The sequence below is a fragment of the Paenibacillus protaetiae genome (assembly GCF_004135365.1).
Classification (GTDB): domain Bacteria; phylum Bacillota; class Bacilli; order Paenibacillales; family Paenibacillaceae; genus Paenibacillus_AP; species Paenibacillus_AP protaetiae.
In genome coordinates this window covers 2290203-2316252 of sequence record NZ_CP035492.1, presented here as the reverse complement: position 1 = coordinate 2316252, position 26050 = coordinate 2290203, and the positions used below count along the sequence as shown (strand labels likewise).

The following is a 26050-nucleotide window of genomic DNA, read 5'->3' as shown; positions in this document are numbered from 1 at the left end:
CGCGGAATGCTGACGCAGCTGGACATTCAACGGCTGGACACGGCGGAGAAAGTTATGGAGGTGCAAATCCCGGCTTATCGTACAGAAGCTGAGCGGATTGGCTTCTATGGCATTCCCGCCTTGCATGAAACGATCGAGCACCTTCAGGCAAGCGAGGAACTGTTCTGGGGATATTGGGAGCAAGGGCGTTTAGCCGGTGTAATCGCGGTTCTGCAACATGACGGTGTTACGGAAATATGCCGGCTTGTCGTCCACCCGGTTCGAAGCTGCTTGCTTTTGTATTGGATATGTATGCGGCTTCCGCAAGCTTTGCAGTATCCACCGGCCAAGCGAATGAGCCGGCCGTCCGGCTGTACAAACGGTTTGGATTTAAGCCGGCCGAAGTGAAAACGATCTCCGATGGCGGCATCCATTTGCTGACATTGAGGAAAAAGGCATAAAGGAAAACCGAGGCTCTGATGGAGCCTCGGTTTTTTTTTGAAGCTGTCAGCTGCCGGCATGAAGATGCGAATACAATGCCTGCACCAAACTGTCTTTTTCCGGATGGGACGATTCCTGCCAGATCATTTCGAACAATACGCCTAGACCGGGCAATGCGTGCTCATCGCTGTTGATCGATTGAGTAATCATGTCGTTCAGCTCATCGCTGGATTTGTCTTGGACAATCTTCGTAATGGCTTGCCGCAAATCGAGCTGCATCATCGGACCTCCTGTGTCATGATGGCAAGTTTTGAAGTTTAAGGCCAAACGAAACTGAACCGCGGCAACCGGCGCCGCTGTGACTTACTATGCCCGCTGCCATCGTGTTTCATGCCGGATAAGCGGGTATGATATAATGGGGAATACGTAAAAAACGGTGAAGTTGGAGAGGAGCAGCAAACGTGGCGAAAAAACAATTTGCGGTAATCGGGATTGGCCGTTTTGGCTCCAGTGTCGCAAAAGTTTTGGCAGAGATGGATTATGAAGTGCTGGCGATTGATGCTGACGAAGACCGGGTCCGGGAAGTGGCGGATTTTGTCACCCATGCCGTAACAGCTGATTCTACAGATGAGGATGCGATGCGTTCGCTTGGCATCCGGAACTTCGATGTTGTGGTAGTTGCCATCGGCCAAGACATTCAAGCAAGCATTCTGACTACGCTGATTATGAAGGATTTGGGCGTGCCTGTTATTATTGCGAAAGCGCAAAACGAGCTGCACGGCAAGGTGCTGGGCAAAATCGGCGCCGACAAAGTCATTCATCCGGAGCGGGATATGGGGTCTCGTGTGGCCCACAATTTAGTATCCCCCAATATTATGGATTACATTGAGCTGTCCGACGAATACAGCATTATAGAATTGAAGGCACCGGCGCAAATGATCGGAAAAAGCCTGAAGCAGCTTGATGTGCGGGCTGTATACAAATGCAATGTGATGGCGATCAAAACAGGCTCGTCCATGAATATTGCCCCTAACGCCGATGATTTGATTGCAGAAAATAATGTGCTTGTCATCGTCGGAAGAAATAAGGACTTATCCCAATTAGAAATTGCATATGCGGAAGGTTAACGGATAACAATGAATATAACAATTACATCCGTCCATAACGAGCGGGTTAAGCAATGGGCGGCTTTGCTGGACAAAAAACACCGTGACCGGTCGGGACGGTTTATTATTGAAGGCATCCATCTGATTAAAGAAGCGTTTGACGCCGGCGCGGCTGTCCATGTCGTCGTGTACGACATGGAGCGGGGAGTTCCTTCGGAGCTGGAGCCGTATATGGACGGCGCCGGCGCGCAAGAATGGGCGGCGGCATCTACGGCCGTCATGGCCAAATGTACGGGGACGGACTCGGCTCCGCCGGTATTTGCGGTTGTCGGCAAACGAAACAATGACACGTCGGCGCTGTTCCGGCAGGACAGCCTGGTTGTGGTGCTCGACGGCGTGCGGGACCCGGGCAACGCAGGAACTATTATCAGAGCGGCGGATGCGGCTGGCGCAGATGCAGTTGTGCTGGGCAAAGGCTGTGTAGATTTATATAATCCGAAAACGGTACGATCAACGATGGGGTCTTTATTTCATTTGCCGATCATCGAGGCGGATCTATCCAAGCTGCTACCGGAAGCGCAGGAACGCGGCATGAGGCTGGTCGGCACCAGCCTGCAGGCGCAGCATACTTGTTACTCCTACGACTGGAGACAGCCTTCGTGGATGCTGTTTGGCAGCGAAGCGGACGGGTTGTCCCCGGCTGTTCTTGCTATGGTCAATGAGACGGTTATTATCCCGATGAAAGGCAAAGCCGAATCGCTTAATGTTGCGATGGCAGCCAGCGTCCTGTTGTATGAAGCGCTGCGGCAGCGGCATTATCGCTAAACAGCAGGCGCCATCAACGCGGCAGCATAGATGAACGAGATGCTGCAAAAATCGAAACGGATATCCGGTGAGAACGAAACCGGTATCCGTTCTTTTTTTGCCTAAGCCGCAAATGCGGGATAGCAGGCTAGTCTTTTGTAACCATAAAACGCCCCGATTTCAGCATAATTAGGTCTATGAAAGGGTTTACATTTGTTGGAATCTAGACTACAATATATGTTGAAACGACCCGCTTTCCTAAAATCGACCGTAGTCACGGCAATTTAGTTTATTCAGTGGATTAACTAATCGTAATACGAGAGGGTGATGTCTATGTGCATGCCGAGGCCTGGCATAACAGCTGTAATGATTTCGTTACCTACATTACGGTCGGCGGCGAGTGGCGCGCCCCAATCCGCTTGAACAGCTTCCAATTCGACTCCCAATTTGATCCTTCATGAAAACACCGTGCTGCATGAATCCTCTTACGAACCATAACGCTGCATCGAGAGCACCGTTACTTCGAATTTTTCCATCTTTTTTTTAAAAAATCCGCACCCAAATTCTTAATTCTGAATACGACCCGAGAGCTCCGCTGCAAAGCGAGGGATTACTTCAATTATGAAAGCGCATACAATCAGGCGATATTTCAATCGTTGCAAACTTCATTGACCAACAACAACTTGTCCTTAGCGAAGAGCCGCAGAAATGGAGGTTGTAGTTTATGAAAGCAATGGATGGCAGTGTTGTTCTGGATAATAAGGAAAGCGTCGGCAAGCTGCTGAAGAAGAAAAAAAGTTTATTCTACTATATCAAGCATGATTATATCCTTTATCTCATGCTGGTTATCCCGATTATCTACATATTGACATTTAAATATGCGCCTATGTATGGCATTCAAATTGCTTTTAAGGACTATAACATTTTTCAAGGCGCCAACATGAGCCCATGGAATGACTTTGCTACCTTTAAGCAAATTTTTTCATCGCCGCAGTTTTTTCAGGTTGTCCGCAACACGTTAATGCTTAACGGTTTGGATTTGATTGTGGGCTTTCCAGCCCCGATTCTATTAGCGGTTTTGATCAATGAACTGGTATGGAATAAGTTTAAAAAAATAAGTCAAACCATCCTGTATTTGCCCCATTTCCTTTCCTGGGTTATTATCGGCGGAATTGTGGCCCAGCTGCTTTCTCCAACAGGCATGTTAAATTCCGTCATCAGCCATTTGGGTGGCGAGCCGTTACCGTTCCTTACGAACAAATATGCATGGGTTGCCACTTATTCTTTAATCGGGGTATGGCAAAATGCTGGTTGGGGGACGATTCTGTATCTGGCAGCGATGACGGGGATTGATAAGCAGCTGTATGAGGCCGCGGACGCGGATGGCGCAGGAAGATTCGCGAAAATATGGCATGTTACGCTGCCGGGCATACGGCCAACGATTGTCATTTTGCTGATCCTGCAGATCGGGAACATAATGGCGATTAACTTCGACCGTCCGTTTAATATTCAAAATAACCTGGTTATGGATTTTGGCGACGTTATCAGTACCTATGTATATCGCGTAGGTATTCAATCGGCCAACTTTTCCGTTGCTGCAGCCGTCGGCTTGTTCCAGTCTGTTATTTGCTTGATATTCCTGGTAGGTTCCAATTTTATAAGCCGAAAATTAGGCGAAAATGGAATATGGTAGGGAGGAACCGGCAATGTCATATGAGATAAAAAATAAAATTACAGATTATATAGCAGCGTTTATTGTTTTAATTTCGGTTATAGTATGCCTGGTCCCTTTTCTCTATATTCTTTCACAATCACTAAGCTCGAATAGGGCGATTATATCCCAGGCGGTAACCGTCTATCCGATCGACTTTAATATCGAAGCGTATAAGGTGGTATTCGGGGATGCCAGTATGCTGTATTCCTTGTTTTATACAGTGATTCTGACGGCTGGCTTTGTGCTCCTGGCTTTGATCGTTACCATTTTGGCGGCATACCCGCTGACGAAAAAAAGGCTTAAAGGCCGGAATGCGATATTGCTCATCATGCTGTTTACCATGTATTTTAGCGGCGGATTAATTCCGGATTATTTGAATATTAAAAATCTGAATTTATTGAACACGCCATTTGCACTGATTTTGCCGGGTATGATGAGCGTGTATTATATGATCATATTGAAATCGTTTTTTCAGAGCTTGCCTGACAGCCTGGAAGAAGCCGCGCATTTGGACGGGTGCAACGAACTTCAAATTTTGCTCAAAATTGTGCTGCCCCTCTCCAAGCCGGCGCTTGCCACAGTCAGCTTATTGTACGCCGTATTCAGATGGAATTATTTTCAGGATGCCCTGTTCTACATTACAGACCAGAACCTGTATACAATCCAGCTCAAATTGTATAACGTCATCAATATTTCGCAGCAGCTGTCTGGCGAGAATGTCAATGTCAATCTGCCTTCAGAGGCGTTGAAAGCGGCTAGTATCATGTTCGGTACGGTCCCCATTCTTCTCGTGTATCCGTGGCTTCAGAAATATTTTGTATCCGGCATTATGATCGGCGCCGTTAAAGGTTGATATAGATACGTAAAAGGGATGATTTCATTCATCTGCTTTGCGAATTTATATAAATAAATAGGCACCTATTAAAAAGGAGTGATTTCTTTGAAGGTAAAGATACAGAGGTCTATCTTTGTTTCTTTGGTAGCGCTAACATTTGCGTCTGCACTGGCCGCCTGTCAGAGTAATTCATCAAGCAGTACACAAAACGGTACAGCAGGCACTCCAAAAGAACATCGGACATTAACGGTTGAAGTATTCGACAGAGGCAAGCCCGGACAGCCGGATTTGAACAATAACTTCTGGACGAAATATGTCAACGATAATTTCGGCAAGCAGTTTAATGTAACTGTAAAATATGTATCTGTGCCTAGAGCCGAGGAAGTAGACAAATTGAATGTATTGATGGCAGCCGGTCAGGCACCTGACATTTCTTTCACCTACAATCAAGGCGTTGTTTACAATTATGTACAGCAAGGCGGTTTGGCGGATCTTGATTCAGCTCTCAAGCAGTATGGTCCCGTGTTGACCCAATATCTTGGCGATGATGTGTTAAAGTACGGCAAATTTAATGGCAAGCAATATGCTGTGCCGGGCAAGCGGACTGTTCTCGCTGGTTCCAATACGTTTATCCGTAAAGACTGGCTGGATAAGCTGGGGCTTCCCGTTCCTACGACGCCGGATGAATTTTATAACACCATGGTGGCATTCAAAGAGAAAAATCCAGGCAATGTAAGCGGGGTTATTCCTTACGGTTATTCCTTGCAGCCATTAAACCCGGGCTTAAGCTATATACCGGAAGCTTTTAAACCGTCTAACCTTACGGAAGAGCAGTTTGCTACCCTCCAGCCGCAGGCGATCTGGCTGACGAACTGGAGTTTGCCGGGGTTTGATAAGGCGGTTGCATATATGAACAAGATGTATAATGCAGATTTGATCAGCCCGAACTTTGCAACGGATAAAGATGGAAAAATGCTGGATGCGGATATTTCCAACGGGAAAGTCGGAGCATTCCAGACGAACTGGGACGGCCCGTACAGAACGGCGCCAGGCACATATGCCAACCTTGTGAAGAACGTTCCAGGCGCGGAGCTTATTCCGATTGATCCATGGCAAAATGATGCAGGGAAGCATCCTAAAAACGGGTACAGCCCAAATGGGATGTACATCATTATACCTAAATCAAGCAAAAATGTTGACCTTGCTATCCAATACCTCAACTGGATGGCAGACCCGAAGGTAACCCTCTTCCTCCAAAATGGTGAAGAAGGCGTGGATTACAACATGGTTAATGGTATTCCTAAACAGACAGGAACAACGAATGAAGGCGATAAGATGATGACGGTTGCGAACAACCTTGACTATGATATTTTATCCAACGGGATTGAATTGGGCGACCAGCAGAAAAATAGCGAAGCGATCTCTGCGGGATATCCAGGTTACGAAAAGGATGCGGAAAATGCTTTGAAGGTGGGCATGACGGACTATTATGCAACTTATTTCTATTCCATCCCGAATGCAGCTGACGCCAAAAGCAATGCAGAGCTTAAAAATCTATCGGCCCAAATGCTCGCAAAACTAATTGTTGCCAAGCCGGCCGAGGTGGACAGCTTGTACAAATCACTGGTTCAACAGTATATGGTTCAGGGCGGCCAGGCGGTTGAGGACGAGTATATTAAAAATTACAAAACTCAAAATGGCCAATAAGGAAGAGTTGCCTATTAATGCGGCGGCCGTTGTCCGGTATTCCACCGGACAACGGCCGTTTTGTTTTTACGGGAATCCTTTCACCCCATCGAAAGCATACCGCCGTACGGTTGCCCTTAACGGGAGAGAGGATCAGGCTTTATGCACGAAATTAATTCCTTTTTCTTTTAAATACAAGGAGATTTCATCCCTCAAAGCCGAACCGTTCGTTTTATGCCATGAGGTGTAAAACCGGTCGATGGCTTCAAACCGGAGGGTATCGTATTTCTTTTTGGCCGTGCTTATTTCTTGTGATAAATAATGAAGGCAGAGCAAGCTTGTAATCGAAGCGAGAATCAGAATAAAATTAAAAAAATGGCTGAATAAGCCTTCAAATAAGTTGAGGATATCCTCCTTGCTTGTTTTCGTATGTTTATAAAATGAAGTTGCCAACGGAAAAAAAGAAACCGAAAATAGGATGACCGTTATCGTTGCAATCGCTCTTAAACGGTCAAGTTTCGTTTTTCGTTCAACAAGTGCGTCTATCATGAATTTCGCATCGTCGGAAACGTGGTCACGCCAAGACATGTATGATCACTCCTTAGAAACTAAATATCCAATTCCATGTTATGTGATAGAACCTATGGACATACCTAAGGAATAGGCCATTCGTCAATTTATATTTAATTCCACTCCAATACAAACAAGGGGATGCCAAATGAATGCAGCCATTGATAAGCTCGCATGGATTTATGTGAAGGACGGCAAAATATTGGCGGTTCGTTCCAAAGGAAAGGAACTGTTTTATATTCCTGGCGGCAAAAGGGAACAAGGGGAAACGGATGAAGAAGCGCTTGCCCGCGAAGTAGAGGAAGAACTGACGGTGCGCATTATACCGGAGACGATCAAGCAGGAGATTACAATTGAAGCGCAAGCTCACGGGAAACCGGAAGGTGTTATGGTGAAGATGACCTGTTATTCAGCAGACTTTGAAGGGACGTTAACCGCTGCGGCGGAAATCGAGGAACTGGGCTGGCTTGGTTACAGCGGCCGGGAGCGGATGTCCGAAGCAGGCCGGATCGTGATGGATAAGCTGCACGAGCAGCAGCGGCTGCAGCGATAATGAACGATGCCTTTTGGCACTGCCAAGAGGCATCGTCCGTACATGGAAGCCGAACCGTTCTGTTGCCCTGCACGAAGGCCGGTCCATCCGGTTAGACCAGATCGTCCCCGACGGGCAGCTTCATTCGTTTCACTCTGCGCTTGTACAGCAGCCAACTGACAACAGGATGCTCGGCATGCGGATGAGCTGCCACCCGGTTCCGGAATACAAAATCGGCGGGCTCGACGTTTATTTTGGCGAGCGGCTCCACGGGGGACGAACTCACCCATTCCTCAAAAGCTGCCAGCTTACCGGCGGCTGCGAATGTAAACGGCTCCTGCGGCAGCACATAAACCGTTCCGTTTGTCCATGGATAGTTCCGTACCGTCTCCAAGGTTAACGAAAAATAATAATAGCGGCGGGTTCCGGTATGGAAACAAGCGTTCCGCATGTTGTACAAAACCTTGCTGCGGTCCAATACGGCGTAAAATAACACAAAGATGCCGTCTTTGGCGGCAAATACCGCTTCCGTATAGGTACCGTTATAAAGCGTTTGCCGGCGCGGCTCAAACGTTGCGATATCCGGGCGGTTCGTGCCGTGCAGCACAACCGGCTTCGTATAGGCGATGTACTGCAGGAAGCGGGCTTTTGAAACCGATGCGGGCATCTGGATGCCCTCTTTGCTATGTAAAGCTTGTGCATACAGCTGCTCATACAGCCGCACTTCTTCTTCGGAGAAGCGGAAGTTTGCGACCCGGTAAAACAGAATGCCGAGCAGCAGCGCAATAACGGATGAAGCGAGTTTCCTCATGGCCATCTCCCAATCTGATAGAATCGTTTCTATTTTATACCGTATATTGGATTCCGCACAGTATAGGCAGCGGCTTGTTTGGCGTTTTTTTAAAAGAGGGCAGCCCGTCAGCCATCCAATCCATTTTTCTTTTCTTTGAATAGAGTAGCAATAGAACGGCTAGATAGAACTAGATTCAACGGGAAGAGGTGTTGAAATGGCAACATGGCCGTACGACAGCCATTTTAAAGTAACAAGCCCTTTCGGCATGCGCATCCATCCGATTGCGGGCGGCTTAAGTTTCCACCGCGGCATCGATCTTGAAGCAAGCCCTGCCGACAGCCCGCTGTATGCGTTTACAGACGGCACGGTTTTGCATGCAAAGGAAGGCGCAGCGGGCAGCGGTTTGGGCGGTTACGGGATTACCGTAGCGATTAAGGATATAGACGGTTATTTACATTGTTATGCTCATCTGTCCGCTACTTCCGTAACTGTCGGCCAGACGGTTGCACGCGGGCAATTGATCGGGCGGCAGGGCAGCACAGGGCAAAGCACGGGGCCACATCTTCATTATGAGGTCCGCAAGGCGTCTGCGCCTTTGTTCGGGTATACCGCAACCGAAGCGGGCGTCGTTAACCCAACCGACTATTTGAACCGTTATAATGCGCGGCACGGCTTGTTAAACCCGGAGGAGGAGAAGGCAATGGCAGCGGAGGACAAACAGCTGATGCAGGCGCTTCAGGCCAAAGCAGAGCAATTGGAGCAGCGGCTTGCAGCAATCGAGGCGAAACATAAGCTGGCGGCAATTCCCGCTTGGGCAGCTGATGCGGTGAATGCCGCGGCGCAAGCCGGAATCGTCGATACGCCGGAAGGCGGATCAGAGGACTTCTACCGGCTCATTACGGTGATGCACCGGGCAGGGCTGTTCTAAGCGCTGATCCGGGATTACCGTCAACCGAGGCATGTCCACAGCGGCTGCAAGGGATGTTCCCGCTCCCTTGCAGCCGCTTGCTGTGTCCGGAAGCGCCGGAATTGTTGACCGCCGCATAATTCGTATATACTGAAATGGACCGATTTGGACAAAAAAGGGAGAGATCAAGGATGAAGCTGGCTACATTTAAACAAGGAAGCGAATATCATCTTGGCATACATATGGAGCATGGGCTGCTTGATGTAGGAGCGGCTGCAGCGGCTGCAGGCGTTCATGCACCTTTGTCGGTGCGTGAAGCAGCGGAAGGCGGAGAGCAGGCGGTTGACATGCTGCGCCGGCTTCAAGCGGAATACGGCGGCAATCCGCAGTTTGTTATCGGCGAGGAGCAGGCAGCGCTGGCTCCGGTTATTCCCGATCCGGGCAAAATTATATGCATCGGGCTCAACTACTTGAAGCATGCGGAAGAAACCCATTCACCGATCCCTAAATATCCGATCCTGTTCAACAAATTTAACAATGCGCTGGCTGCTCACGGGGAAGATGTTGCGCTGCCGCGCAGCAGCCGCAAAGTCGACTATGAAGCGGAGCTTGCCATTATTATCGGCCGTACGGCCAAATATGTAAGCGAAGACGATGCGCTTGATTATGTTTTCGGCTATTGCGCTTCCAACGACCTGTCGGCGCGTGATTTGCAAGGCCGGTCCGTGCAATGGCTGGCCGGCAAGTCATGTGACGGATTTGCACCCGTTGGCCCTTACGTTGTGACGAAAGATGAAGTAGGAGATCCGAACAAACTTGCCATTTCGTGCACGGTGAACGGCGAGGTGCGCCAGCAGTCCAACACTAGCGATATGATTTTTGACTGCAAGCAAATCATCAGCTACATTTCGCAATGTATGACATTGTCGCCGGGAGATATTATTTTGACCGGTACGCCGGAAGGTGTCGTGCTGGGGTATCCGAAAGAGCAGCAGGTATATTTGCAGCCGGGCGATGTGGTGACGGTGGAGATTGAGAAGCTGGGCGCTCTGACGAACCGGATAGTTGCCGAAAGCAGCGAACGGTAAGTTTCAAGTCAGGTTTATGCACAGCCGCCAATCCTGCGCATTCTCTTTGTCGGCGGTAACAAAATTTCCTCCTCCTATCTTGCGGCTTGCCCGGATCGGCGGTTAGATGGTAACGGTAAGCGGAGTGCGGATGCGCTCTGAACGGGACTGGCGATGGGAGGAACGGGAATGGAGAAGCGGGATCATCTCTATTATTTAAGAAGAAGCATTGAAGTATCGCGTTTGGCGAGGGAAAGCGGCAATACGCCGTTTGGTGCAGTGCTTGTAAACGCCGAAGGCTTAATTGTGCTGGAACAAGGCAATGTCGAATTGACCGAGCACCGGTGTACCGGCCATGCCGAGACCGCTTTGATGGAGAAGGCATCACGCCTGTTTACGCCGGCGGAGCTGTGGGAATGTACGCTGTATACGACGTTTGAACCTTGCGCCATGTGCTCGGGCGCTATTTATTGGGGCAATGTCGGCCGGGTTGTCTATGCGGCTTCGGAGCATGCGCTGCTTCGCTTAACCGGAGACCATCCGCAAAACCCGACCTTTGATTTGCCATGCCGGGAAATTTTCGCCCGCGGACAAAAGCCGATCGAGGTGCTTGGCCCGTTTCCGGAGCTGGAGGCGGAGGCCGTCAGCGTCCATGACGGCTATTGGCGGTGACATGAACAGGCGCTGCGGGGGCGCGAAAGCGGTAAAGCCGGCCAGTATCGCCTGCACAAGGCTTGCTGCGGCTCCAGGCTGCTGCGCCCCTGCCAGGCTCAGCGCCCCTGCCGCGCCCAGGCTGGGCAGCCTGCGCTGCGCGCTGGGCGGAAGACACGGCGCCGCGAAATGGCGCTGCAGACAACAAAAAGAGGCCAACGCTTGTACACAACCGGCGTTGGCCTCTTTTTGTTGTTACACCGCAGCAAACGCGGCATCCGGTGCTGTGCCCGTGGAAGCTTCACGGGCACTCCGGGCGTTAACGGGCTGTCATCCGCCCGGTCTAGCTCGGTTACGCCCGGTCTGCCGGGTAGACAAGCCCGATTTGTTTGCGGGCGGCGTCCATTACCGCAAGCGTCGCCATGGAATGCGTGAAGCTGTTCACGGGCGATTCGGTTTTCCCCGATTGTACCAGCTCGACAAAATGGCTCAGCTCATGCAGCATAACGGGCCGGCTGTCCGGTTCGGACAATATTTCGGTCCGCCCGTCGCGGTATTCGATCCGGATGTGTCCCGGCTCGCTGATGCTGTCGATGAGCATGGTGCCGTTTTCGCCTTGAATTTCAGACGGCAGCTTCGACGATGTTATTTTGGAATAGGCAATGACTGCCTCCATCTGATTGTAGCCGAGCAGAATGCTTCCTTCCCCGTCCACGCCCGACTCCAGCATGACAGCGGACGCTTTTACCGTGTTTGGCTCGCCGAAGCAAGCGATCAGCGGGTAAATGCAATATACGCCGAGATCCATCAGCGCCCCGTTCGAAAACGCCGGATTAAACGCATTCAGCACCGTTCCTTGCTTGTACGCGTCATAACGCGACGAATATTGGCAGTAGCTGCCTGTATAGCGGCGGATGACGCCCAGCTTGTCCAAATTAGCGCGGATGATTTCAAAAGCGGGCGTCAGCGTCGATTTCATCGCTTCCATCAGCAGGACGTTGTTCCGCTGTGCAGCGTCGATCATATCTTGAAGCTCCCGCGTGTTGGATGCGATCGGTTTTTCGCATAACACATGTTTGCCGCCATTCATGCAAATAACGGCATATTCCTTATGCAGCGAGGTCGGGCTGGCGATATATACGGCATCTATTACATCGCTTTCCGCCATCTCCTTCACATCGGTAAAGGTATGCTCCGCCCCATATGTATCGGCAAAAGCTTTTGCCCGTTCCTCCGTACGCGAGAAAACGGCCGTCAGCTTAAACTGTTTGTTGTGCTTCGCTGCTTCGAGCAGCTGCTCTGTAATTTTGTTTGTTCCGATAACGCCAAATCTAACCAAGCAGATTCTCTCCTTTATGCTAAGCCTCTCCGGCAGCAATTCTATTGTTGTTCTCTTCTAACTATACCACATTTGGATGGTTTTATCGGCGGACCAAGCTGGCAGGCCGCGCCTTCTTTTTCGATGGACGATTGCATAAGCATGTATTAACGCCCGGACGAGAAGGGGGACTATTCATAATGGCGAGATGGGGAAAAAGAAGGTACTGGCGCGGATTTGAATGGCCTTTCCAAAAAACAAAAACGATGCAGTGGGGAACCCGGACAGGCGGAAGCCATCCGCTTCCTTCCTGGAGCGGGAAGCTGCTGCCCCGGAAAAGCGGGATGAAGCTCGGGCCGCGCGGCAGCCGGAGCGGGTTTAAAAGCGCCCGTCCCGTCCAAGTTCATTTATGGCCGCGCAAACCGGCCATGAAACTGGGCGGGGGCAAGCCGCTTTTTTCTTCCGGCTTTCGTGCCGCTCCGGCTGCAAACCGCTCCAAACCGTGGGGCAGCGGAGGGCGCAGAGGCAGCTGGGGAACACGTTCCTTGCCGCCGAAGAAACGAAGAGGGATCTTATGGATGATCTCTTTGTTACTAGTGCTGCTGCTTGCGGTCCAATCGTTTATTTACGTAGACCGGCATTTGCGCGGGCCGATTATGAACGTAGCCAAGGTGCGGATGAATCAAGTAGCTACACAAGCGATCAATCAGGCGATTACCGAACAGGTAGCCTCCCATGCCACGCTGGATAAGCTTATCGACTGGAAAACAAGCAATGACGGCAAAGTGTCCGGCTTTATGCTTAATTACAGCGAGCATATGAAAATAACGGCAGAGACGATCTCTACCGTGTCCTCCACGCTGTACCATATCGGAGAAATCAAAGAATCCGTACCTGTAGGCCTGGCGCTTGGAAGCGCAATGCTGGCCTCGTACGGCCCGCGCATCCCGGTCAAAATCGAGCCGGTTGGCGCCACGCAGGTGGAGCTGAACACCAGGGAAAGCAGCATCGGCATCAACAATACGCTTGTTGAAGTGTACATTAAGGTCAAGACGGAAATTTCGATCATTATCCCGTTTGATACAGAGCCGCAGACGATTGAAACGGACATTCCGGTGTCTTATTTGCTCGTTGTTGGGGATGTGCCGATGTATTATTATGACAATAAAGGAAATCCGGTTGGCGATAATGCGCCGCAAGCGCCGAATATTTCGCTGCCGATGACTTCCGAATCGGAGAACAGCATTACGATTACACCCAAATCAGGGAGCGGGCAAGGAGCTGCGGGCAGCGGCAAAACAAGCGGAACATCCAATTCCGCCGGCGGAACGGGCAGTCCGCCAGCCGGCAATGGAGCGGGAAGCGGATCTTCGCCGGCCGGGCAGGCGGGCAGTTCGGTTCAAGGATTTACGGGGGCAATATTATTGGAGATCCGGGACTTGAAGGCGGACATTAATGTAAGCCGGGCAGGCGAATACCGAAGCGTGAAATTTTCGCAGCGTTCGCTGCACCTGTGCGTTGCTGCGCTGCACGTGCCGGTCGAACCATGACCCGCGGTAGCGACAAGCGAGAGAAGCTGCTTCGCAAGCCCGGCGAATAGGCGTCAGGCGCGGCAACGGGCGGCAGCAAACAAGGCAGCGGTGCTCCCGCTGCCTTGTTGTTTATTTTTTGGCGCGCTGCCGTTTCCGCTCCGCTACTTCCCAGGACCGCAGCAACGGATAAGGGTCAAACGACCATTCCACCAGTCCGCGGTCGCGGTATACGCCATAGTGGAGATGCGGGGGGAATTTGCCCTGCGTGCCCGGCTTGCCGTAGCCGGAGCTGCCTACCCAGCCGACGACTTGGCCCGGCTTTACGACATCGCCGATTCGGATTGATTTATCATACCCTTGCAGATGGGCGTAATAATGATAATAGTTATTCAAGTCACGGATGCCGAGCCGCCATCCGCCATACGGGTTCCATCCTTTTACTTCAATAATGCCGTAGCTCGTGCTGCGGACCGGTACGCCGTAGTTGGCGAATATATCCGTGCCCTCATGGATCCGGTAGCCTCCCAGCTGCGCCCCGTTCCCCATGTGCTCCGGTAGGAGTAGTCGCTGCCAACCGGAACGGGAAACGCATGCTCGAACAAGTCCAGCTGATTGAACGCCGAATAAATTTGAGTAAATTGCGTAATGCGTTTCACAGCCCGCCCATTGTGGTAATATTCCCATAAACCGATGGCAAAATCATCATCCGATACGCCGTATTGCGTAATTTTGCTGACGATGGAATACAACAGGTCGGCATCGCTTGTCCGTTCGACCAGGCCGTTGCCGTCCCCGTCTTTGCCAATGCCGTTAAACCATTGGATCGACAGCGGCGACTGGTCGGTCGTGTTCGGGTTCAAAGCGCCGACCCATTGCTCTTCCTCCACGAATACGCCTACATATTCGCCCAGCGGCGGCCTGTCGCCAGGCCTTGCTTTGGAGATGGACCGTTCATATTGATCAATCGCGGCCAGCCGCTGCCAAGGGACGCCGGTAATGACGCTTATTTTTTCATATAACGCCATCCGCTCCCGCATGCTGTCGCCTGCCGAAGCCGCGCCTTTGCGGACAGCTTGTTTGGCTTGAGCCGGCTCCTCGTAAGCTGCTCTGGCCGGAGCAGGGAGACATGCGGCCAAAAGTGACGCAGCAACAGCTATGCTTAACAATCGTTTCAATCGTTGTCACCCTTTCGATTGCTCATCGTTTTTAGGTAGGTTCTGCAAATGATTCGATTTTATCCGAAAATGGGAATTTCACCAGCGGCGTCTCCATATTTCGCATCATTCCCCTTTTTTTATGGAAACGTGATATAATGGCTCAAAGATAGGGGTTACATATAGCTGAAAGAAGGTTTTGCCCTCATGAAACAACGTGAAAAAGTGCAAAAGCCGGACTGGCTTCGAATTAAACTAACGACAGGCGGCAATTATGCTGAAATAAAAGATATGATGCGCTCCAAGACGCTCCACAGCGTTTGCGAAGAAGCGCGCTGCCCGAACATATACGAATGCTGGGCGAACCGTACGGCAACGTTTATGATTCTTGGCGATATTTGTACGCGTGCATGCCGGTTTTGTGCGGTCAAAACCGGGCTCCCGACCGAACTCGATTTGCAGGAGCCGGAACGTGTAGCGGAAGCAGCCGAGCAGATGGGATTGCGCCACTGCGTGGTTACATCGGTTGCGCGCGATGATCTCGCCGACGGCGGAGCTTCGATTTTTGCCGCGACGATCCATGCGATACGCAAGCGGATGCCATTCTGCCGCGTGGAAGTGCTGATTCCGGATTTTATGGGCAACTGGGACGCCTTGAAGGTGGTCATGGACGCCAAGCCGGATATTTTAAACCATAATATAGAGACAGTAGAACGTTTGTCTGACCGCGTTCGCGCCAAAGCCAAATACAGCCGTTCCCTGGAGCTGCTGAAGAAAGCAAAAGAACTGGCTCCGAAAATTCCGACCAAATCAAGCATTATGCTTGGCGTAGGCGAGGAATGGGACGAAATTTTGCAGGCAATGGACGATTTGCGCGCTGTTGATTGCAATATACTAACATTGGGACAATATTTGCAGCCATCTGCGAACCATCTTCCGCTTGTACGTTACGTGCATCCGGATGAATTCGCCAAGCTCAAGGAAGAAGGACTGCGCCGCGGTTTCCGCCATGTGGAATCCGGCCCTCTCGTCCGCAGCTCCTATCATGCTCATGAGCAGACGGATTCGGCTGCAGCCGCAAGCGAACGCGAGCTGGATGAAAGCCGCGCTTAACTGCACACGGCAGCTCCCAGAAGTGGAGGAATCGATCGTTGATTCATATTGGTGGCAAAGTATATGAGATCATTCATGAACATAAAAACGGCTGGAATCCCGACGCGTTCCGCGACCGCTACAGCGATGTGCTGGACCGGTACGACTATATCGTCGGCGACTGGGGCTACAATCAGCTGCGGCTGAAAGGTTTTTTGAAAGACGGGCATGCGAAAGCAACCAAAGACTGCGCGTATTCATTTATGACAGACTACATCAATGAATATTGCAATTTTGGCTGCGCTTATTTTGTGCTGGAGAAAGTGGCTGCAAGCCGGCTCCCTGAAGAGGAGACGGAAGAAATTGCCGCTTCTGCAGCGCCGAAGGAGCTTACGCTTGTTTCCGACGAGCAAGCCGGCCGGGCAAGCACGGAAGTGCTGGATGCGTACAAGGACGAGTCCGCCGCCGCAGCGGCGGAGCCGGCAAAGGTTCCGGACAGGCCGGTTATGGATGCCGTTACGCCGGAACGGCCTATTCCGACAAGGTATAACCGGGCTGGAATTGAAGAGAAGCCGGAGCCGGAGCGGGCTGAACGTCCGGACAAATCCGGAAAGCCTGCCAGAGGGGACCGTCCGGACCGAGGAGAACGCCATCCGGATAAATCGCAGCGGACGGACAAATCCGACCGCGGCTACAAGCCGGGTGAGCGGCCGAACAAGCCGGACCGGCAGCAGCGTACGGACCGGAAAGACAAGCCGGAGCGCCAGCGCAGCGACAAAACGGAGCAGCAGGCTGAACGTAATCGCCAGGGACGCCAGCAAGGAGGCGGACGAGACCGCGACCGCAGTCCGCGCCATGTGCAGGATGGCGAACAGGCCGGTGAACATTCGCAGCGCAAATTTAAGCCTAACCATCGCCATAAAAAGCCGGTCAGGCTGGCAGCCAAAAATGATGTTGCAGCTGCAAGCGAACATAACCGCAATCCGGTAAAAACCGAATAGGGCGCTCAGTGCCTCTGATGCATGAACAACAAAACAGGCCGTTTCAGGTGATATGTCACCTGGAACGGCCTGTTTTGTATGCCGCGCCGCACCTAATGATGCGGCCGCGGGTGTTATACATCAAGGAACGCTTCGCGCACACGGTTCCAGAACGGAAACGGACGGTAGCGGGCGAAGCTGATTTTTTGGTTGGATACCCGGCAGCGAACGGAGCGCAAGTCTTTGATCAGAATGTTCAGGTGATCGATGGTTAATACAAGACGTTGTTCTTTTCTGGAAAAAATTTCACAGTGATGATGCTTAGGAAGCAGCACCGATGAGCCCAGCGTCCGGAACACCCGGTTGTTAATCGACGCGATCTCGGCAATTTGCAAAGCTTCGATATAAGGGTGGACAATTGCCCCGCCTACCGATTTATTGTACGCCGTGCTGCCGGAAGGCGTGGAAATGACAATGCCGTCGCCCCGAAACATCTCGAACAGCTCGTCATTAATGTTGATCTGGGAAACGACCGTTCCGTCTACGCCTTTGATGGTGGCTTCATTCACGGCAATATATTTGGTAATGCCGGTGGATGTTTCCACTTCGATTTCCGCGAGCGGGTAACGGACGATGTTTGGCTTTTCTTCGGCCATAATTTGCACAAGCGTATCAAGCTCGTCTTTTTTCCAGTCTGCAAAAAAACCAAGATGGCCTGTATGGATACCAACAAAAGCAACCTGCTCATGCCGGTCGATATGTTTGTGGAAAGCTTGCAGCAGAGTGCCGTCTCCGCCGATAGAAATAACGATTTCCGGTTCTTTGTCGCTGCGGATAAATTTCCGCTCGGCGGCAAGGGCATGGAAACGCCCGGCAAGCTCCTTGGAGAGGGAATCTCCGCGGTCAATAACAGTATATTTCAAGAACAAGCTCCTTCCGGTCTTTCGTGGATAGCTTAATCATATCGAAAGAAGGAGCCAAATTCAATGGTTACGGAGCGAGCCAGCCCCATAGCGCATAGACAAGCGCCATCGCGATAAACGAGTGCAGCAGACGCGCTATGAAAAGCGGTTTGTATCGTATATCGGTACGGCTGAGCAAGCTCGCCACCTGGGCGTGAACGGACAGTCCGGCCCATGACAGCACCCAGGCCGCTATAGCGGCTTGATGCATCAGTCCCGTGCCGGCTGTACCGGCTGCCCGTGCGCCAAGCGTCACTTCAAAGCCGCCGTAAATCATCGCGTCGGATAAGGCGCCCGGAAGCCCGATTGCTCGGAACAGATTGCGCAGCCCGTCGGCAAGCGCTGCGATAATGCCGGCATGGGTGAGCAGCTCCATTAACGCGGAGAAAAAAACAACAAGCCCGCCTACAACGATCATCAGCCGCAGCGCGGATTGAATGGCGTCCTGCAGCAGTTTGCCGAAGAAACGGCCGTCGGCAAGCCTGGCCGCATGCATCGCACGGAACGCTTCACGCAGGCGGGACGGCCGGTAGCCGCGGCTGCGATGGCGCGCATCCAGCGAGGAATCCGGGGTAAGCGGGGCTTTCCGGTCATGAAACCGCATGAACAGACCGATGATTAATGCGCCGCCGTAATGCGCCGCAGCAAGTACCGGCGCCAGTGCCGCATTATGAAAAAAGCCGACCGAGACAGCCCCGATCAGAAAGATCGGATCGGAGGTAGTCGTAAAAGCGACAAGCCGTTCGCCTTCCGCACGGTTCACGAGCTTTTGCTCCCATAGCTGCGCGGTCAGCTTGGCGCCAACCGGATAACCCGATACATATCCCATCGCAACGACAAAACCGCCGATGCCGGGCAGACGAAACAGCGGGCGCATGAGCGGATCCAGCAGCTTGCCGAAAAAATGCACAACGCCAAATCCAAGCATAAATTCAGATATGACAAAAAAAGGAAACAAAGCGGGAAACAGCACCTTCCACCAAATATCAAGCCCGCGCAAGGCGGATTCCAACGTATCATTCGGAAATAGGAACATTAAGACGACGATAAACATGCCTGCCGCAGCGATTGCGGCGTAAGCTTGGAAGCTGGCGTTTTTTTTGATCATGGAACAGGCGTCTCCCTATCATCATGGTTTCTACTTATATATGCTTGAGATAGGACAAACATCACCGGACCAGCTGCTCAAAAAAAGAAGAAAACGCTTGCAAAAATAGCTGGATTGCTGTGAAATGTATGGTACAATGGAATTACCTTATCGGAAAGCTCGGGGTGATGAATGTGATGGGTATAATTACAGGGGTTCTTGTCTGTGCATTCGTCTTTGTCATTCGGGAAGCTATTGCTGCGCCTGGAGAAGAGGATTATGATTGTTGACCCGATATATCGTTCCAATTGCCCGCTCCGCTTTCGGAGGCGGGCTTTTTTTCGTATAATTTGAGTAAATGCCGGCTTTATTTTTCATTCTATTTGCCTAAGCCTTAAATACTGGAGAGGATTTGACCGATGAATAATCATATAACGCTTTATGAAGCCATTGGCGGCGGGGCGACCGTGCGCCGGATGGTGGAAGCTTTTTATCCGCATGTACAAGCTCACCCGCTGCTTGGACCGTTATTTCCGGCTGATATTACACCGGTCATGGAGAAGCAATATTTGTTTTTGTCACAGTTTTTTGGCGGCCCTTCGCTTTATTCCGATCAGTACGGCCATCCGATGATGCGCGGCCGGCATTTGCCTTTTCCTATCACGGTGGAGCGGGCAGAAGCATGGCTGAGCTGTATGGATCAGGCGCTGCAGGACATCGGAATGAGCGAGGAGCTGCGGGAAATCGTGCTGCACAGGCTGTCAGGGCCGGCGCACCATTTCGTCAATACACCAGACGAGGAGTAGTCGTATATGGAGCTCGAACCGCTGTATCGCATTCAAGTAAATTGTCCCTGCTGTGGGTCAACCTTTTCAACATCACGAGTAAGACAAAGCTTTAAGCGTGCGCTCCGTACCGACACGGATTTTTGCGGGCATTACCGGGAAGGGGCTAATCCGGATTATTATGTGGTGCGTGTTTGTCCAATCTGCGGTTACGCCTCAACGGAGAATAGCATGGCGCAGCTGTCGAACAGGCAGAAAGAAGCTTACTACAACGAGGTCGGCAAACGATGGACAAGCCGCGATTACGGCGGGGAGCGCAATAACGCTCAAGCGCTTGACAGCTACAAGCTGGCGCTGATGACCTGCCAAGCGGTCGGGGAAAGCGACCGGCTTATTGCGGGCATCCTGCATCATTTGGCCTGGCTTTACCGCGAGACGGGGCAAGAGGAGCAGGAACGGAAGTTTTTGCGTTTTGCGCTGGACGCTTACGTTCAGGTCTACGAAGAAGGGGAGCATACGTCAAGCGATGCACGCCTGATGTATTTGATCGGGGAATTGAACCGCCGGGTCGGCGAGCGGAACGAAGCGGTAAGGTGGTTTACCCGCGTCATTCATGACGAGCGGATTGTGGATTCAGCGATGATTCGGGCTTGCCGCGAGCAGTGGCAGCTTATCCGCGAGGAGATGCATGAAGAAGGCGCTTTATCGAACGGCTGATGCCGGGGCGCGGATAAGCTTACCCATGCGGAGAATTGCAAGCCTAAGACTTGTTCGGCATAACGAAGCGCACCTCCTGGAAACGGCATCGGATATTTCCAGTGTCTATGCCAGGAGGTGCGCTTCATTGTTACAAGCTGATTTTACACTTTGGCCCGCAGCCGCTGTGCGGCCAAGATGTAGTCGCTGTCCATATCAACTACGGTGATCCGGCTGTGGCAGCACGGAAAGACGAGCAGCTTTTTTTTGCCGTGATGAATGTCTTCGATTTCTTCCGGGCGGATCGGGAGAAGCACATTGTCTTGTCCGCAAAAAGGGCAGCTTGGGGCGTAAATATCATTCATGATGATATCGTACGGCCAAGTCCGCTCGAAAGGGATCATGACTCTGTCGCTCCGTCCGCGGGCGGCTGATCTTTTTTCGCAAGTTCGGCAAGTTTTTGAAGCAGGATGTGTTTAGGCATATGCATGAGATGCTCAATCGGCACGTTAAGCTCTTTGGAAAGCTTAATGGCCGTCTCGGGCGATATTTGCAAAGGCATGGACATGTCGATCTTCCTCCAATCTGGTATACTTAAGTTATACACCGCCGACAGGAAACGCGCAAACTGCAAATTCCCTGATCGGTTCTCTTTATTTAGAAGGCTGATTAGCCGTCTGCCGCGTTAAAGCAGCGGACAAAGGAAGGCTGACGATTAACCCCAATCCGATTTTTCGAAAGGAAGATGTAGTCATGAGTACATATCCATTAACTTGGAATCTGGACGTTATTTATGAAGGCGGATCTTCGTCGCCTGCATTTGCAGCTGAGCTGCAAGGCATCGAACAAGACGTTGTCAAACTGGATCAGCTTGTCGCAGCCGGTGAAGGCGGCCAGCCGGAGCAGCTGACGGCTATCGCCGAGCTGATGCAGTCCATTCTGCTGCGCATTCGCGAGTCGGACTCGTTTGTATCGTGCCTGCTTGCGCAAAACATGAAAGACGCCAAAGCCGCAGCCTTAAGCGATCGTGTCAAAACAGCATCTGCCAAGTTTGACGGCGTGCTTACCCGCTTTGACAGCATCCTGCGCAGCATGGATGACAGCGCGTTCGAAGCGTGGCTGTCCAGCGGAGCGGCTGCGCAAGTCGCTTTCAACCTGCGCGAGCGTCGCGAGCTGGCGAAGGAAAAGCTCGCTCCGGAACAGGAAGCGCTGATCGGCGACCTAGCCGTTAACGGCTATCACGGCTGGGGCGAAATGTACAATACAATCGTTTCCCGTGCCAAATTCACAGACAAAGGCACAGACGGCACGGAAAAAACACTCTCCGCCGGCCAAATGTTCAACCGCCTGTCAGACGGCGATCGTGCGGTCCGCGAGACGGCTTTTGCGGAATGGGAACGCGTATGGGGCGAGCAGGCTGACCTGTGCTCGGATACGCTGAACCGTCTCGCAGGCTTCCGCCTTGGCGTATATGAGAACCGCGGCTGGGAGGAAATCCTGAAGGAGCCGCTGCACATCAACCGGATGAGCGAAGCGACGCTGAACGCGATGTGGGACGCGATTACGGAAGGCAAGCCGGAGGTCGTCCGCTATCTGGAGCGCAAAGCGAAGCTGCTTGGCGTCGAGAAGCTGGAATGGCATGATGTAACGGCGCCGCTTGGCGCGGATGCTCGTACAATTCCGTACGAGGAAGCTTGCGAGTTTATCGTGGAGCAGTTCCGCTCGTTCAGCCCGGATATGGCGGATTTTGCGGATATGGCGCTGAAGGAAGGCTGGATTGAAGCGGAAGACCGTCCCGGCAAACGCCCCGGAGGCTTCTGCACATCGCTGCCGCTGAGCGGGCAGACGCGTATTTTTATGACGTATTCCGGAACGATGGATAACGTCTCGACGCTTGCCCATGAGCTGGGCCATGGCTACCACCAGCATGTCATGAACGATATGCCTGCGCTGTCGCAGGAGTACGCGATGAACGTGGCGGAGACTGCATCGACGCTGGCGGAGCTCATCGTAACCGATTCGGCGATGAAAGCGGCGAAGTCGGATGAAGAGAAGCTTGGTTTGCTTGAAACGAAGCTGCAGAATGCGGTAGCGTTTTTCCTGAACATCCATGCCCGCTTTATTTTTGAAAAAGCGTTTTATGCAAAACGGAAGCAGGGCATGGTAACGGCGGAAGAGCTGAACGAACTGATGGAAGAGGCGCAGCGTGAAGCATACGCCGGCTCGCTCGGCAGCACGCACCCGCATTTCTGGGCGTCGAAGCTGCACTTCTACTTGACGGATGTGCCGTTCTACAACTTCCCATACACGTTCGGCTACCTGTTCAGCACAGGCATTTATGCAAGAGCGCAGCAGGAAGGCCCTTCCTTCGCGGAGAAATATGTGGCGCTGCTGCGGGATACGGGCAGCATGACGGTAGAGGAACTGGCGAAGAAGCATCTTGGCGTCAACCTCGAAGAGCCGGACTTCTGGCGTGAAGCGGTTCAGCTTGCCGTGTCCGACGTGAAGCTGTTTCTGGAGCTGACGGAGCAATAAGAGTGACCAACAAGTAGTAGCGAAACAAAACCAGCCCTGTGCGTCTATGCGCGCAGGGCTGGTTTTGTCTTGTTGTTAGGCGTTTCATTATTTCTATTGAGCATATGCTGCTTACATCCATAGAATTCGGATGATTATGTATTTGTTTTTATGAAAATCGAAGGATAAGGGAGCTTATTAAGAGCAAGCTTGCTGTTTTTGTCAAACACATGTGAAGGGTATTTATGCTGGGAGTAGCCTTCCATCACTTTATAATAGGAAGCAGCTGCCGTGTCCAAAAAGGAATACTGCGTAAAATGGATGATAAGCAGCCCGCTGGGCATTACAAGCTGGTTTAGTTCGTTCACCTGCCGCTCAAATTTCTCAAATGGATAAATACCGCTCAAATCCGTTATCCCTTTGTCCGTTATATCGTGAGGCTTTCTTTGTAAAACAGCCATGCAGAATATCGCATCATAGGGACCGTGTTTCGCCAGCTCTTCTGAAGTAGATTTTATAAAGGCGATTTGGTCATCCACTGGCAGTGAACGGCATATATGAAGGCTTCGTTTATTGATTTCAGCACCTATAATGCGTGCATTCGGAAAGTATTGGCGCAGCGTCAGCACCTCTTCTCCGGTAGAACAGCCATACGACAGCAGATTTAAGTTTGGTTTGCCTGCAAAATAATTTTTGGCTGCGGTAAATATAGCAGGGTAACGGTTCATGAAGGTAGTGGAAGAAGTCTGATGAACCTCCTCGTGATTAAATAGCTGAAGCCGGAGGATGGATCGATAATTATGGTCTAGCATTACGCGGCGTGCCAATCGGACAGCGTTCCAAGCTGCCGGCAAAATGGCGGCCGCAAACCGGAGGTTATTTTGCCTGGATGTGCGCTGATCCTTGATCTCTTCCTTGATGTTATCGAACCAATGCGATGCTGTCCTCCCGCTCATCGTTAATCCTCCCTTTCATCGGATAATCGGGCTACATCTGGAATGCGGATGGCTGAAGCCGTTCACGGCTTGCATGGTCTTCTCCTAGCAATACTTTAAAAATTCCTTTTGTGTCTTTTGCCAGCTGTTGGTATTCTCCGGCTTGAGCAATTTGTCCTTGTTCTAGAACGATAACTTGATCCGCATTGCGTATTGTAGTGAAGCGGTGGGCAATAACCAGAATGGTAACACGCCCTTTGAGCTGGTGAAGAACCTCTTGAATATTGGCTTCATTTTCATTATCCAATGCGCTGGTAGCTTCATCCAATATGAGAATGGACGGTTTTCGGAGCAAAGCTCGGCCTAAAACGATCCGCTGCCTTTCTCCGCCGGACAACTTAATGCCCCTGTCTCCAATAACCGTATCCAAACCGGAAGGGAGCTTGCGTACAAATGCTGCTCCGTATGATAACTCTAAAGACTCCCAAATTTGCTCATCTGTCGCTTCGGGGACAAATAAAAGCATGTTGTCCCGGATCGTTCCATGGAACAAATAAGGGTCTTGCGGGACATAGCTGATGGAGTGGCGGAAGCGTTCCAACGTTTCGTTCTGAAGCGGTTTTCCATCCACCCGTATGCTTCCTTCCGATGGTTCAATCAACCCCATAATAAGATCAATTAAAGTGCTTTTGCCTGCCCCTGACCGGCCGACAATCGCTGTCATCCGATTGGCTGGAATTTCGAGGTTCATATTTTTTAAAGCGTACGCTGAATTGGCTTGATCATAACGGAAACTTACATCCTGGCAGGTAATGCCGTGATGCAGTTCGAGCGGATCCGTATTATTCGTTAATTCTGTCGAGAAAGTATTCGCTTTCGATTCCTTTAAAGCTTCTTTCTCAAGCTCTATGGTTTTCTGGAAAGCAGGAATATTAGAAAAAATTTGTTCCATATTATTTTGCATAGTTATAAAGCGGGGCCAAAGTCTTGAGAATATGACGATAATAAGCAACAATTGACCAGGTTGAGCATGGAATAACACAACCGAAAGGTACAACAACCCTGCGATAAGAAGAACGGATGACATCTTGTAAACAAGCTGCGATTTGGTACGGACGTTATTAAAAGATTCCTGTTCTCTTTGTTGCTTTTGAGAGAGATCATGAACTCGCTGCAAACGTGAATGTCCAAGGTTATTGGTTTTTATTTCCTTAATTCCATTAAATATATCTGTAATCCCCGCTTGATACGCTTCGTAAGTGTTAACGGTTTCTTTACCTAATGAATAAGCTTTTCTGGAGTACCTTCTGGCGAACATGGCAAGTGCAACTCCGCAGATCAAAACAATTAAAGTAATGAAAGGTTGCAGCCAAAAAGCCAATCCAATTTGGACTAATGTGAATAAAAGTGTTGTAATAGTCTGGAAAAATAAATAGACGCCGCTGCTGACCCGCGGCAGCTCGTTTGTTAATGTATTGATAATATCAGAGTTTCGGCGTTGCAAGTAAAATCTCCAATTTGCAAGAATCAATGCCCGGTGTATCCTAAATCGCAAATGGGTGATGAATTTTTGATGGATATGAACGTTTTGCAGGGAAGATAAGCGCTGCAGAACATTTTGTCCAAGTGAAACGGTAATATAGATTCCCAATAGGATAACTAAACTGATAGTGACAGGGAAACGATTCAGGAAAGATAAGAGGCGGGTCATCTGATTAACGGAGATGTCGACACCAATAAGCCCGCTTACGCTAAGCATTGGAATGAGCATTAAAGAGCCAATGCCGTCGAGCAGGCTGATTGCAACCATAGCTAAAAGATTGAGGTATAATCTATAACCAGTAAATGCCGAAAACTGTCTCACGTAATGCAGGATGAATTTCATAACTTAACTTTCCCCCATAGAGATC

At 51.0% G+C, this 26050-nt stretch carries 26 protein-coding genes and 1 pseudogene; 16 read left to right on the top strand and 11 right to left on the bottom strand.

The annotated features are described in order from the left end of the window. Positions 1 to 6 precede the first annotated feature (6 nt). A complete protein-coding gene (locus ET464_RS10680; RefSeq protein ID WP_129440752.1) occupies positions 7 to 387 on the top strand; it encodes a GNAT family protein in 381 nt (126 codons plus the stop codon). 99 nt (positions 388 to 486) lie between these two features. Here ET464_RS10680 and sspI read toward each other — a convergent pair whose 3' ends face one another. Then, entirely contained in the window at positions 487 to 702 is a 216-nt protein-coding gene (sspI, locus tag ET464_RS10675; protein WP_208543850.1) for a small acid-soluble spore protein SspI, read from the bottom strand. A gap of 179 nt (positions 703 to 881) precedes the next feature. Between sspI and ET464_RS10670 the strand changes: the two genes are divergently transcribed. The 5 genes from ET464_RS10670 (at position 882) to ET464_RS10650 (ending at position 6586) form a co-directional block, all read left to right on the top strand. Beyond that, a complete protein-coding gene (locus tag ET464_RS10670) occupies positions 882 to 1547 on the top strand; it encodes a potassium channel family protein (RefSeq protein WP_129440750.1) in 666 nt (221 codons plus the stop codon). 9 nt (positions 1548 to 1556) lie between these two features. Next, positions 1557 to 2351, top strand: a complete 795-nt coding sequence (locus ET464_RS10665; RefSeq protein WP_129440747.1) for a TrmH family RNA methyltransferase — start codon at positions 1557 to 1559, stop codon at positions 2349 to 2351. 703 nt (positions 2352 to 3054) lie between these two features. After that, entirely contained in the window at positions 3055 to 4023 is a 969-nt protein-coding gene (locus ET464_RS10660; protein WP_244226499.1) for an ABC transporter permease, read from the top strand. 13 nt (positions 4024 to 4036) lie between these two features. Further along, entirely contained in the window at positions 4037 to 4897 is an 861-nt protein-coding gene (locus tag ET464_RS10655) for a carbohydrate ABC transporter permease (RefSeq protein WP_129440745.1), read from the top strand. 78 nt (positions 4898 to 4975) lie between these two features. Continuing rightward, the gene (locus tag ET464_RS10650; protein WP_425271722.1) at positions 4976 to 6586 is read left to right on the top strand and encodes an extracellular solute-binding protein; all 1611 of its coding nucleotides are present in this window, start codon (positions 4976 to 4978) and stop codon (positions 6584 to 6586) included. A 132-nt stretch (positions 6587 to 6718) separates the two neighbouring features. On the opposite strand, the gene ET464_RS10645 is transcribed toward ET464_RS10650, so the two are convergent. Beyond that, the gene (locus tag ET464_RS10645) at positions 6719 to 7153 is read right to left on the bottom strand and encodes a DUF2663 family protein (protein WP_129440743.1); all 435 of its coding nucleotides are present in this window, start codon (positions 7151 to 7153) and stop codon (positions 6719 to 6721) included. A gap of 130 nt (positions 7154 to 7283) precedes the next feature. Between ET464_RS10645 and ET464_RS10640 the strand changes: the two genes are divergently transcribed. Then, positions 7284 to 7688 carry an NUDIX hydrolase gene (locus tag ET464_RS10640; protein WP_129440741.1) on the top strand — a complete coding sequence of 135 codons (405 nt, stop codon included), beginning with the start codon at positions 7284 to 7286 and terminating at the stop codon, positions 7686 to 7688. 91 nt (positions 7689 to 7779) lie between these two features. On the opposite strand, the gene ET464_RS10635 is transcribed toward ET464_RS10640, so the two are convergent. Beyond that, positions 7780 to 8478 (bottom strand): hypothetical protein, encoded by a 699-nt coding sequence (locus ET464_RS10635; protein ID WP_129440739.1) that lies wholly within the window; start codon positions 8476 to 8478, stop codon positions 7780 to 7782. A 196-nt stretch (positions 8479 to 8674) separates the two neighbouring features. Here ET464_RS10635 and ET464_RS10630 point away from each other — a divergent pair, with 196 nt between their 5' ends. The 3 genes from ET464_RS10630 (at position 8675) to ET464_RS10620 (ending at position 11106) form a co-directional block, all read left to right on the top strand. Beyond that, complete coding sequence (locus ET464_RS10630; RefSeq protein WP_129440737.1) at positions 8675 to 9388, top strand: M23 family metallopeptidase; 714 nt, start codon at positions 8675 to 8677, stop codon at positions 9386 to 9388. Between the two features lie 170 nt (positions 9389 to 9558). Further along, complete coding sequence (locus ET464_RS10625) at positions 9559 to 10455, top strand: fumarylacetoacetate hydrolase family protein (protein ID WP_129440735.1); 897 nt, start codon at positions 9559 to 9561, stop codon at positions 10453 to 10455. A gap of 168 nt (positions 10456 to 10623) precedes the next feature. Beyond that, positions 10624 to 11106 carry a nucleoside deaminase gene (locus tag ET464_RS10620; protein WP_129440733.1) on the top strand — a complete coding sequence of 161 codons (483 nt, stop codon included), beginning with the start codon at positions 10624 to 10626 and terminating at the stop codon, positions 11104 to 11106. 331 nt (positions 11107 to 11437) lie between these two features. Here ET464_RS10620 and ET464_RS10615 read toward each other — a convergent pair whose 3' ends face one another. Then, a complete protein-coding gene (locus ET464_RS10615; RefSeq protein ID WP_129440731.1) occupies positions 11438 to 12424 on the bottom strand; it encodes a Gfo/Idh/MocA family protein in 987 nt (328 codons plus the stop codon). A gap of 179 nt (positions 12425 to 12603) precedes the next feature. Here ET464_RS10615 and yunB point away from each other — a divergent pair, with 179 nt between their 5' ends. Next, positions 12604 to 13953 carry a sporulation protein YunB gene (gene yunB / locus ET464_RS10610; RefSeq protein WP_244226497.1) on the top strand — a complete coding sequence of 450 codons (1350 nt, stop codon included), beginning with the start codon at positions 12604 to 12606 and terminating at the stop codon, positions 13951 to 13953. A gap of 111 nt (positions 13954 to 14064) precedes the next feature. Here the strand turns inward: yunB and ET464_RS10605 are convergent. Further along, positions 14065 to 15110, bottom strand: a pseudogene (locus ET464_RS10605) (M23 family metallopeptidase). Positions 15111 to 15296: 186 nt separating this feature from the next. On the opposite strand from ET464_RS10605, the gene lipA reads away from it, so the two are divergent. Together lipA and ET464_RS10595 are read left to right on the top strand one after the other, a co-directional pair. Then, positions 15297 to 16202 (top strand): lipoyl synthase, encoded by a 906-nt coding sequence (gene lipA / locus ET464_RS10600; RefSeq protein WP_129440729.1) that lies wholly within the window; start codon positions 15297 to 15299, stop codon positions 16200 to 16202. Between the two features lie 38 nt (positions 16203 to 16240). Continuing rightward, entirely contained in the window at positions 16241 to 17182 is a 942-nt protein-coding gene (locus ET464_RS10595; protein WP_129440727.1) for a YutD-like domain-containing protein, read from the top strand. A gap of 113 nt (positions 17183 to 17295) precedes the next feature. Here the strand turns inward: ET464_RS10595 and ET464_RS10590 are convergent, their stop codons facing one another. Further along, a complete protein-coding gene (locus ET464_RS10590; RefSeq protein WP_129440725.1) occupies positions 17296 to 18084 on the bottom strand; it encodes an NAD kinase in 789 nt (262 codons plus the stop codon). Between the two features lie 67 nt (positions 18085 to 18151). Then, a complete protein-coding gene (gene ylbJ, locus ET464_RS10585; RefSeq protein ID WP_129440723.1) occupies positions 18152 to 19231 on the bottom strand; it encodes a sporulation integral membrane protein YlbJ in 1080 nt (359 codons plus the stop codon). A 398-nt stretch (positions 19232 to 19629) separates the two neighbouring features. Here ylbJ and ET464_RS10580 point away from each other — a divergent pair, with 398 nt between their 5' ends. Together ET464_RS10580 and ET464_RS10575 are read left to right on the top strand one after the other, a co-directional pair. Beyond that, positions 19630 to 20016, top strand: coding sequence for a globin domain-containing protein (locus ET464_RS10580; protein WP_129440721.1), 387 nt, complete (start codon positions 19630 to 19632; stop codon positions 20014 to 20016). Positions 20017 to 20022: 6 nt separating this feature from the next. Beyond that, the gene (locus ET464_RS10575) at positions 20023 to 20712 is read left to right on the top strand and encodes a DUF2225 domain-containing protein (RefSeq protein ID WP_129440719.1); all 690 of its coding nucleotides are present in this window, start codon (positions 20023 to 20025) and stop codon (positions 20710 to 20712) included. 143 nt (positions 20713 to 20855) lie between these two features. On the opposite strand, the gene ET464_RS10570 is transcribed toward ET464_RS10575, so the two are convergent. Beyond that, a complete protein-coding gene (locus ET464_RS10570) occupies positions 20856 to 21095 on the bottom strand; it encodes a hypothetical protein (protein WP_129440717.1) in 240 nt (79 codons plus the stop codon). Beyond that, entirely contained in the window at positions 21092 to 21259 is a 168-nt protein-coding gene (locus ET464_RS10565) for a YycC family protein (RefSeq protein WP_129440715.1), read from the bottom strand. The genes ET464_RS10570 and ET464_RS10565 overlap by 4 nt, the downstream gene beginning before the upstream one ends. Before the next feature lie 185 nt (positions 21260 to 21444). On the opposite strand from ET464_RS10565, the gene ET464_RS10560 reads away from it, so the two are divergent. Further along, positions 21445 to 23226: a M3 family oligoendopeptidase gene (locus ET464_RS10560; RefSeq protein ID WP_129440713.1), complete on the top strand. Its 1782-nt coding sequence runs from the start codon at positions 21445 to 21447 to the stop codon at positions 23224 to 23226. 134 nt (positions 23227 to 23360) lie between these two features. Here ET464_RS10560 and ET464_RS10555 read toward each other — a convergent pair whose 3' ends face one another. Together ET464_RS10555 and ET464_RS10550 are read right to left on the bottom strand one after the other, a co-directional pair. After that, positions 23361 to 24161 carry a methyltransferase domain-containing protein gene (locus ET464_RS10555; protein ID WP_129440711.1) on the bottom strand — a complete coding sequence of 267 codons (801 nt, stop codon included), beginning with the start codon at positions 24159 to 24161 and terminating at the stop codon, positions 23361 to 23363. Between the two features lie 31 nt (positions 24162 to 24192). Further along, complete coding sequence (locus ET464_RS10550) at positions 24193 to 26025, bottom strand: ABC transporter ATP-binding protein (protein ID WP_129440709.1); 1833 nt, start codon at positions 26023 to 26025, stop codon at positions 24193 to 24195. Positions 26026 to 26050 lie beyond the last annotated feature (25 nt).

Coding starts and splice junctions, on each gene's coding strand:
- ET464_RS10680 (WP_129440752.1), top strand. CDS start 7: ATGCTGACGCAGCTGGACATTCAACGGCTGGACACGGCGGAGAAAGTT.
- sspI (WP_208543850.1), bottom strand. CDS start 702: ATGATGCAGCTCGATTTGCGGCAAGCCATTACGAAGATTGTCCAAGAC.
- ET464_RS10665 (WP_129440747.1), top strand. CDS start 1,557: ATGAATATAACAATTACATCCGTCCATAACGAGCGGGTTAAGCAATGG.
- ET464_RS10660 (WP_244226499.1), top strand. CDS start 3,055: ATGAAAGCAATGGATGGCAGTGTTGTTCTGGATAATAAGGAAAGCGTC.
- ET464_RS10655 (WP_129440745.1), top strand. CDS start 4,037: ATGTCATATGAGATAAAAAATAAAATTACAGATTATATAGCAGCGTTT.
- ET464_RS10645 (WP_129440743.1), bottom strand. CDS start 7,153: ATGTCTTGGCGTGACCACGTTTCCGACGATGCGAAATTCATGATAGAC.
- ET464_RS10640 (WP_129440741.1), top strand. CDS start 7,284: ATGAATGCAGCCATTGATAAGCTCGCATGGATTTATGTGAAGGACGGC.
- ET464_RS10635 (WP_129440739.1), bottom strand. CDS start 8,478: ATGAGGAAACTCGCTTCATCCGTTATTGCGCTGCTGCTCGGCATTCTG.
- ET464_RS10630 (WP_129440737.1), top strand. CDS start 8,675: ATGGCAACATGGCCGTACGACAGCCATTTTAAAGTAACAAGCCCTTTC.
- ET464_RS10625 (WP_129440735.1), top strand. CDS start 9,559: ATGAAGCTGGCTACATTTAAACAAGGAAGCGAATATCATCTTGGCATA.
- ET464_RS10620 (WP_129440733.1), top strand. CDS start 10,624: ATGGAGAAGCGGGATCATCTCTATTATTTAAGAAGAAGCATTGAAGTA.
- yunB (WP_244226497.1), top strand. CDS start 12,604: ATGGCGAGATGGGGAAAAAGAAGGTACTGGCGCGGATTTGAATGGCCT.
- lipA (WP_129440729.1), top strand. CDS start 15,297: ATGAAACAACGTGAAAAAGTGCAAAAGCCGGACTGGCTTCGAATTAAA.
- ylbJ (WP_129440723.1), bottom strand. CDS start 19,231: ATGATCAAAAAAAACGCCAGCTTCCAAGCTTACGCCGCAATCGCTGCG.
- ET464_RS10580 (WP_129440721.1), top strand. CDS start 19,630: ATGAATAATCATATAACGCTTTATGAAGCCATTGGCGGCGGGGCGACC.
- ET464_RS10575 (WP_129440719.1), top strand. CDS start 20,023: ATGGAGCTCGAACCGCTGTATCGCATTCAAGTAAATTGTCCCTGCTGT.
- ET464_RS10570 (WP_129440717.1), bottom strand. CDS start 21,095: ATGATCCCTTTCGAGCGGACTTGGCCGTACGATATCATCATGAATGAT.
- ET464_RS10565 (WP_129440715.1), bottom strand. CDS start 21,259: ATGTCCATGCCTTTGCAAATATCGCCCGAGACGGCCATTAAGCTTTCC.
- ET464_RS10560 (WP_129440713.1), top strand. CDS start 21,445: ATGAGTACATATCCATTAACTTGGAATCTGGACGTTATTTATGAAGGC.
- ET464_RS10555 (WP_129440711.1), bottom strand. CDS start 24,161: ATGAGCGGGAGGACAGCATCGCATTGGTTCGATAACATCAAGGAAGAG.
- ET464_RS10550 (WP_129440709.1), bottom strand. CDS start 26,025: ATGAAATTCATCCTGCATTACGTGAGACAGTTTTCGGCATTTACTGGT.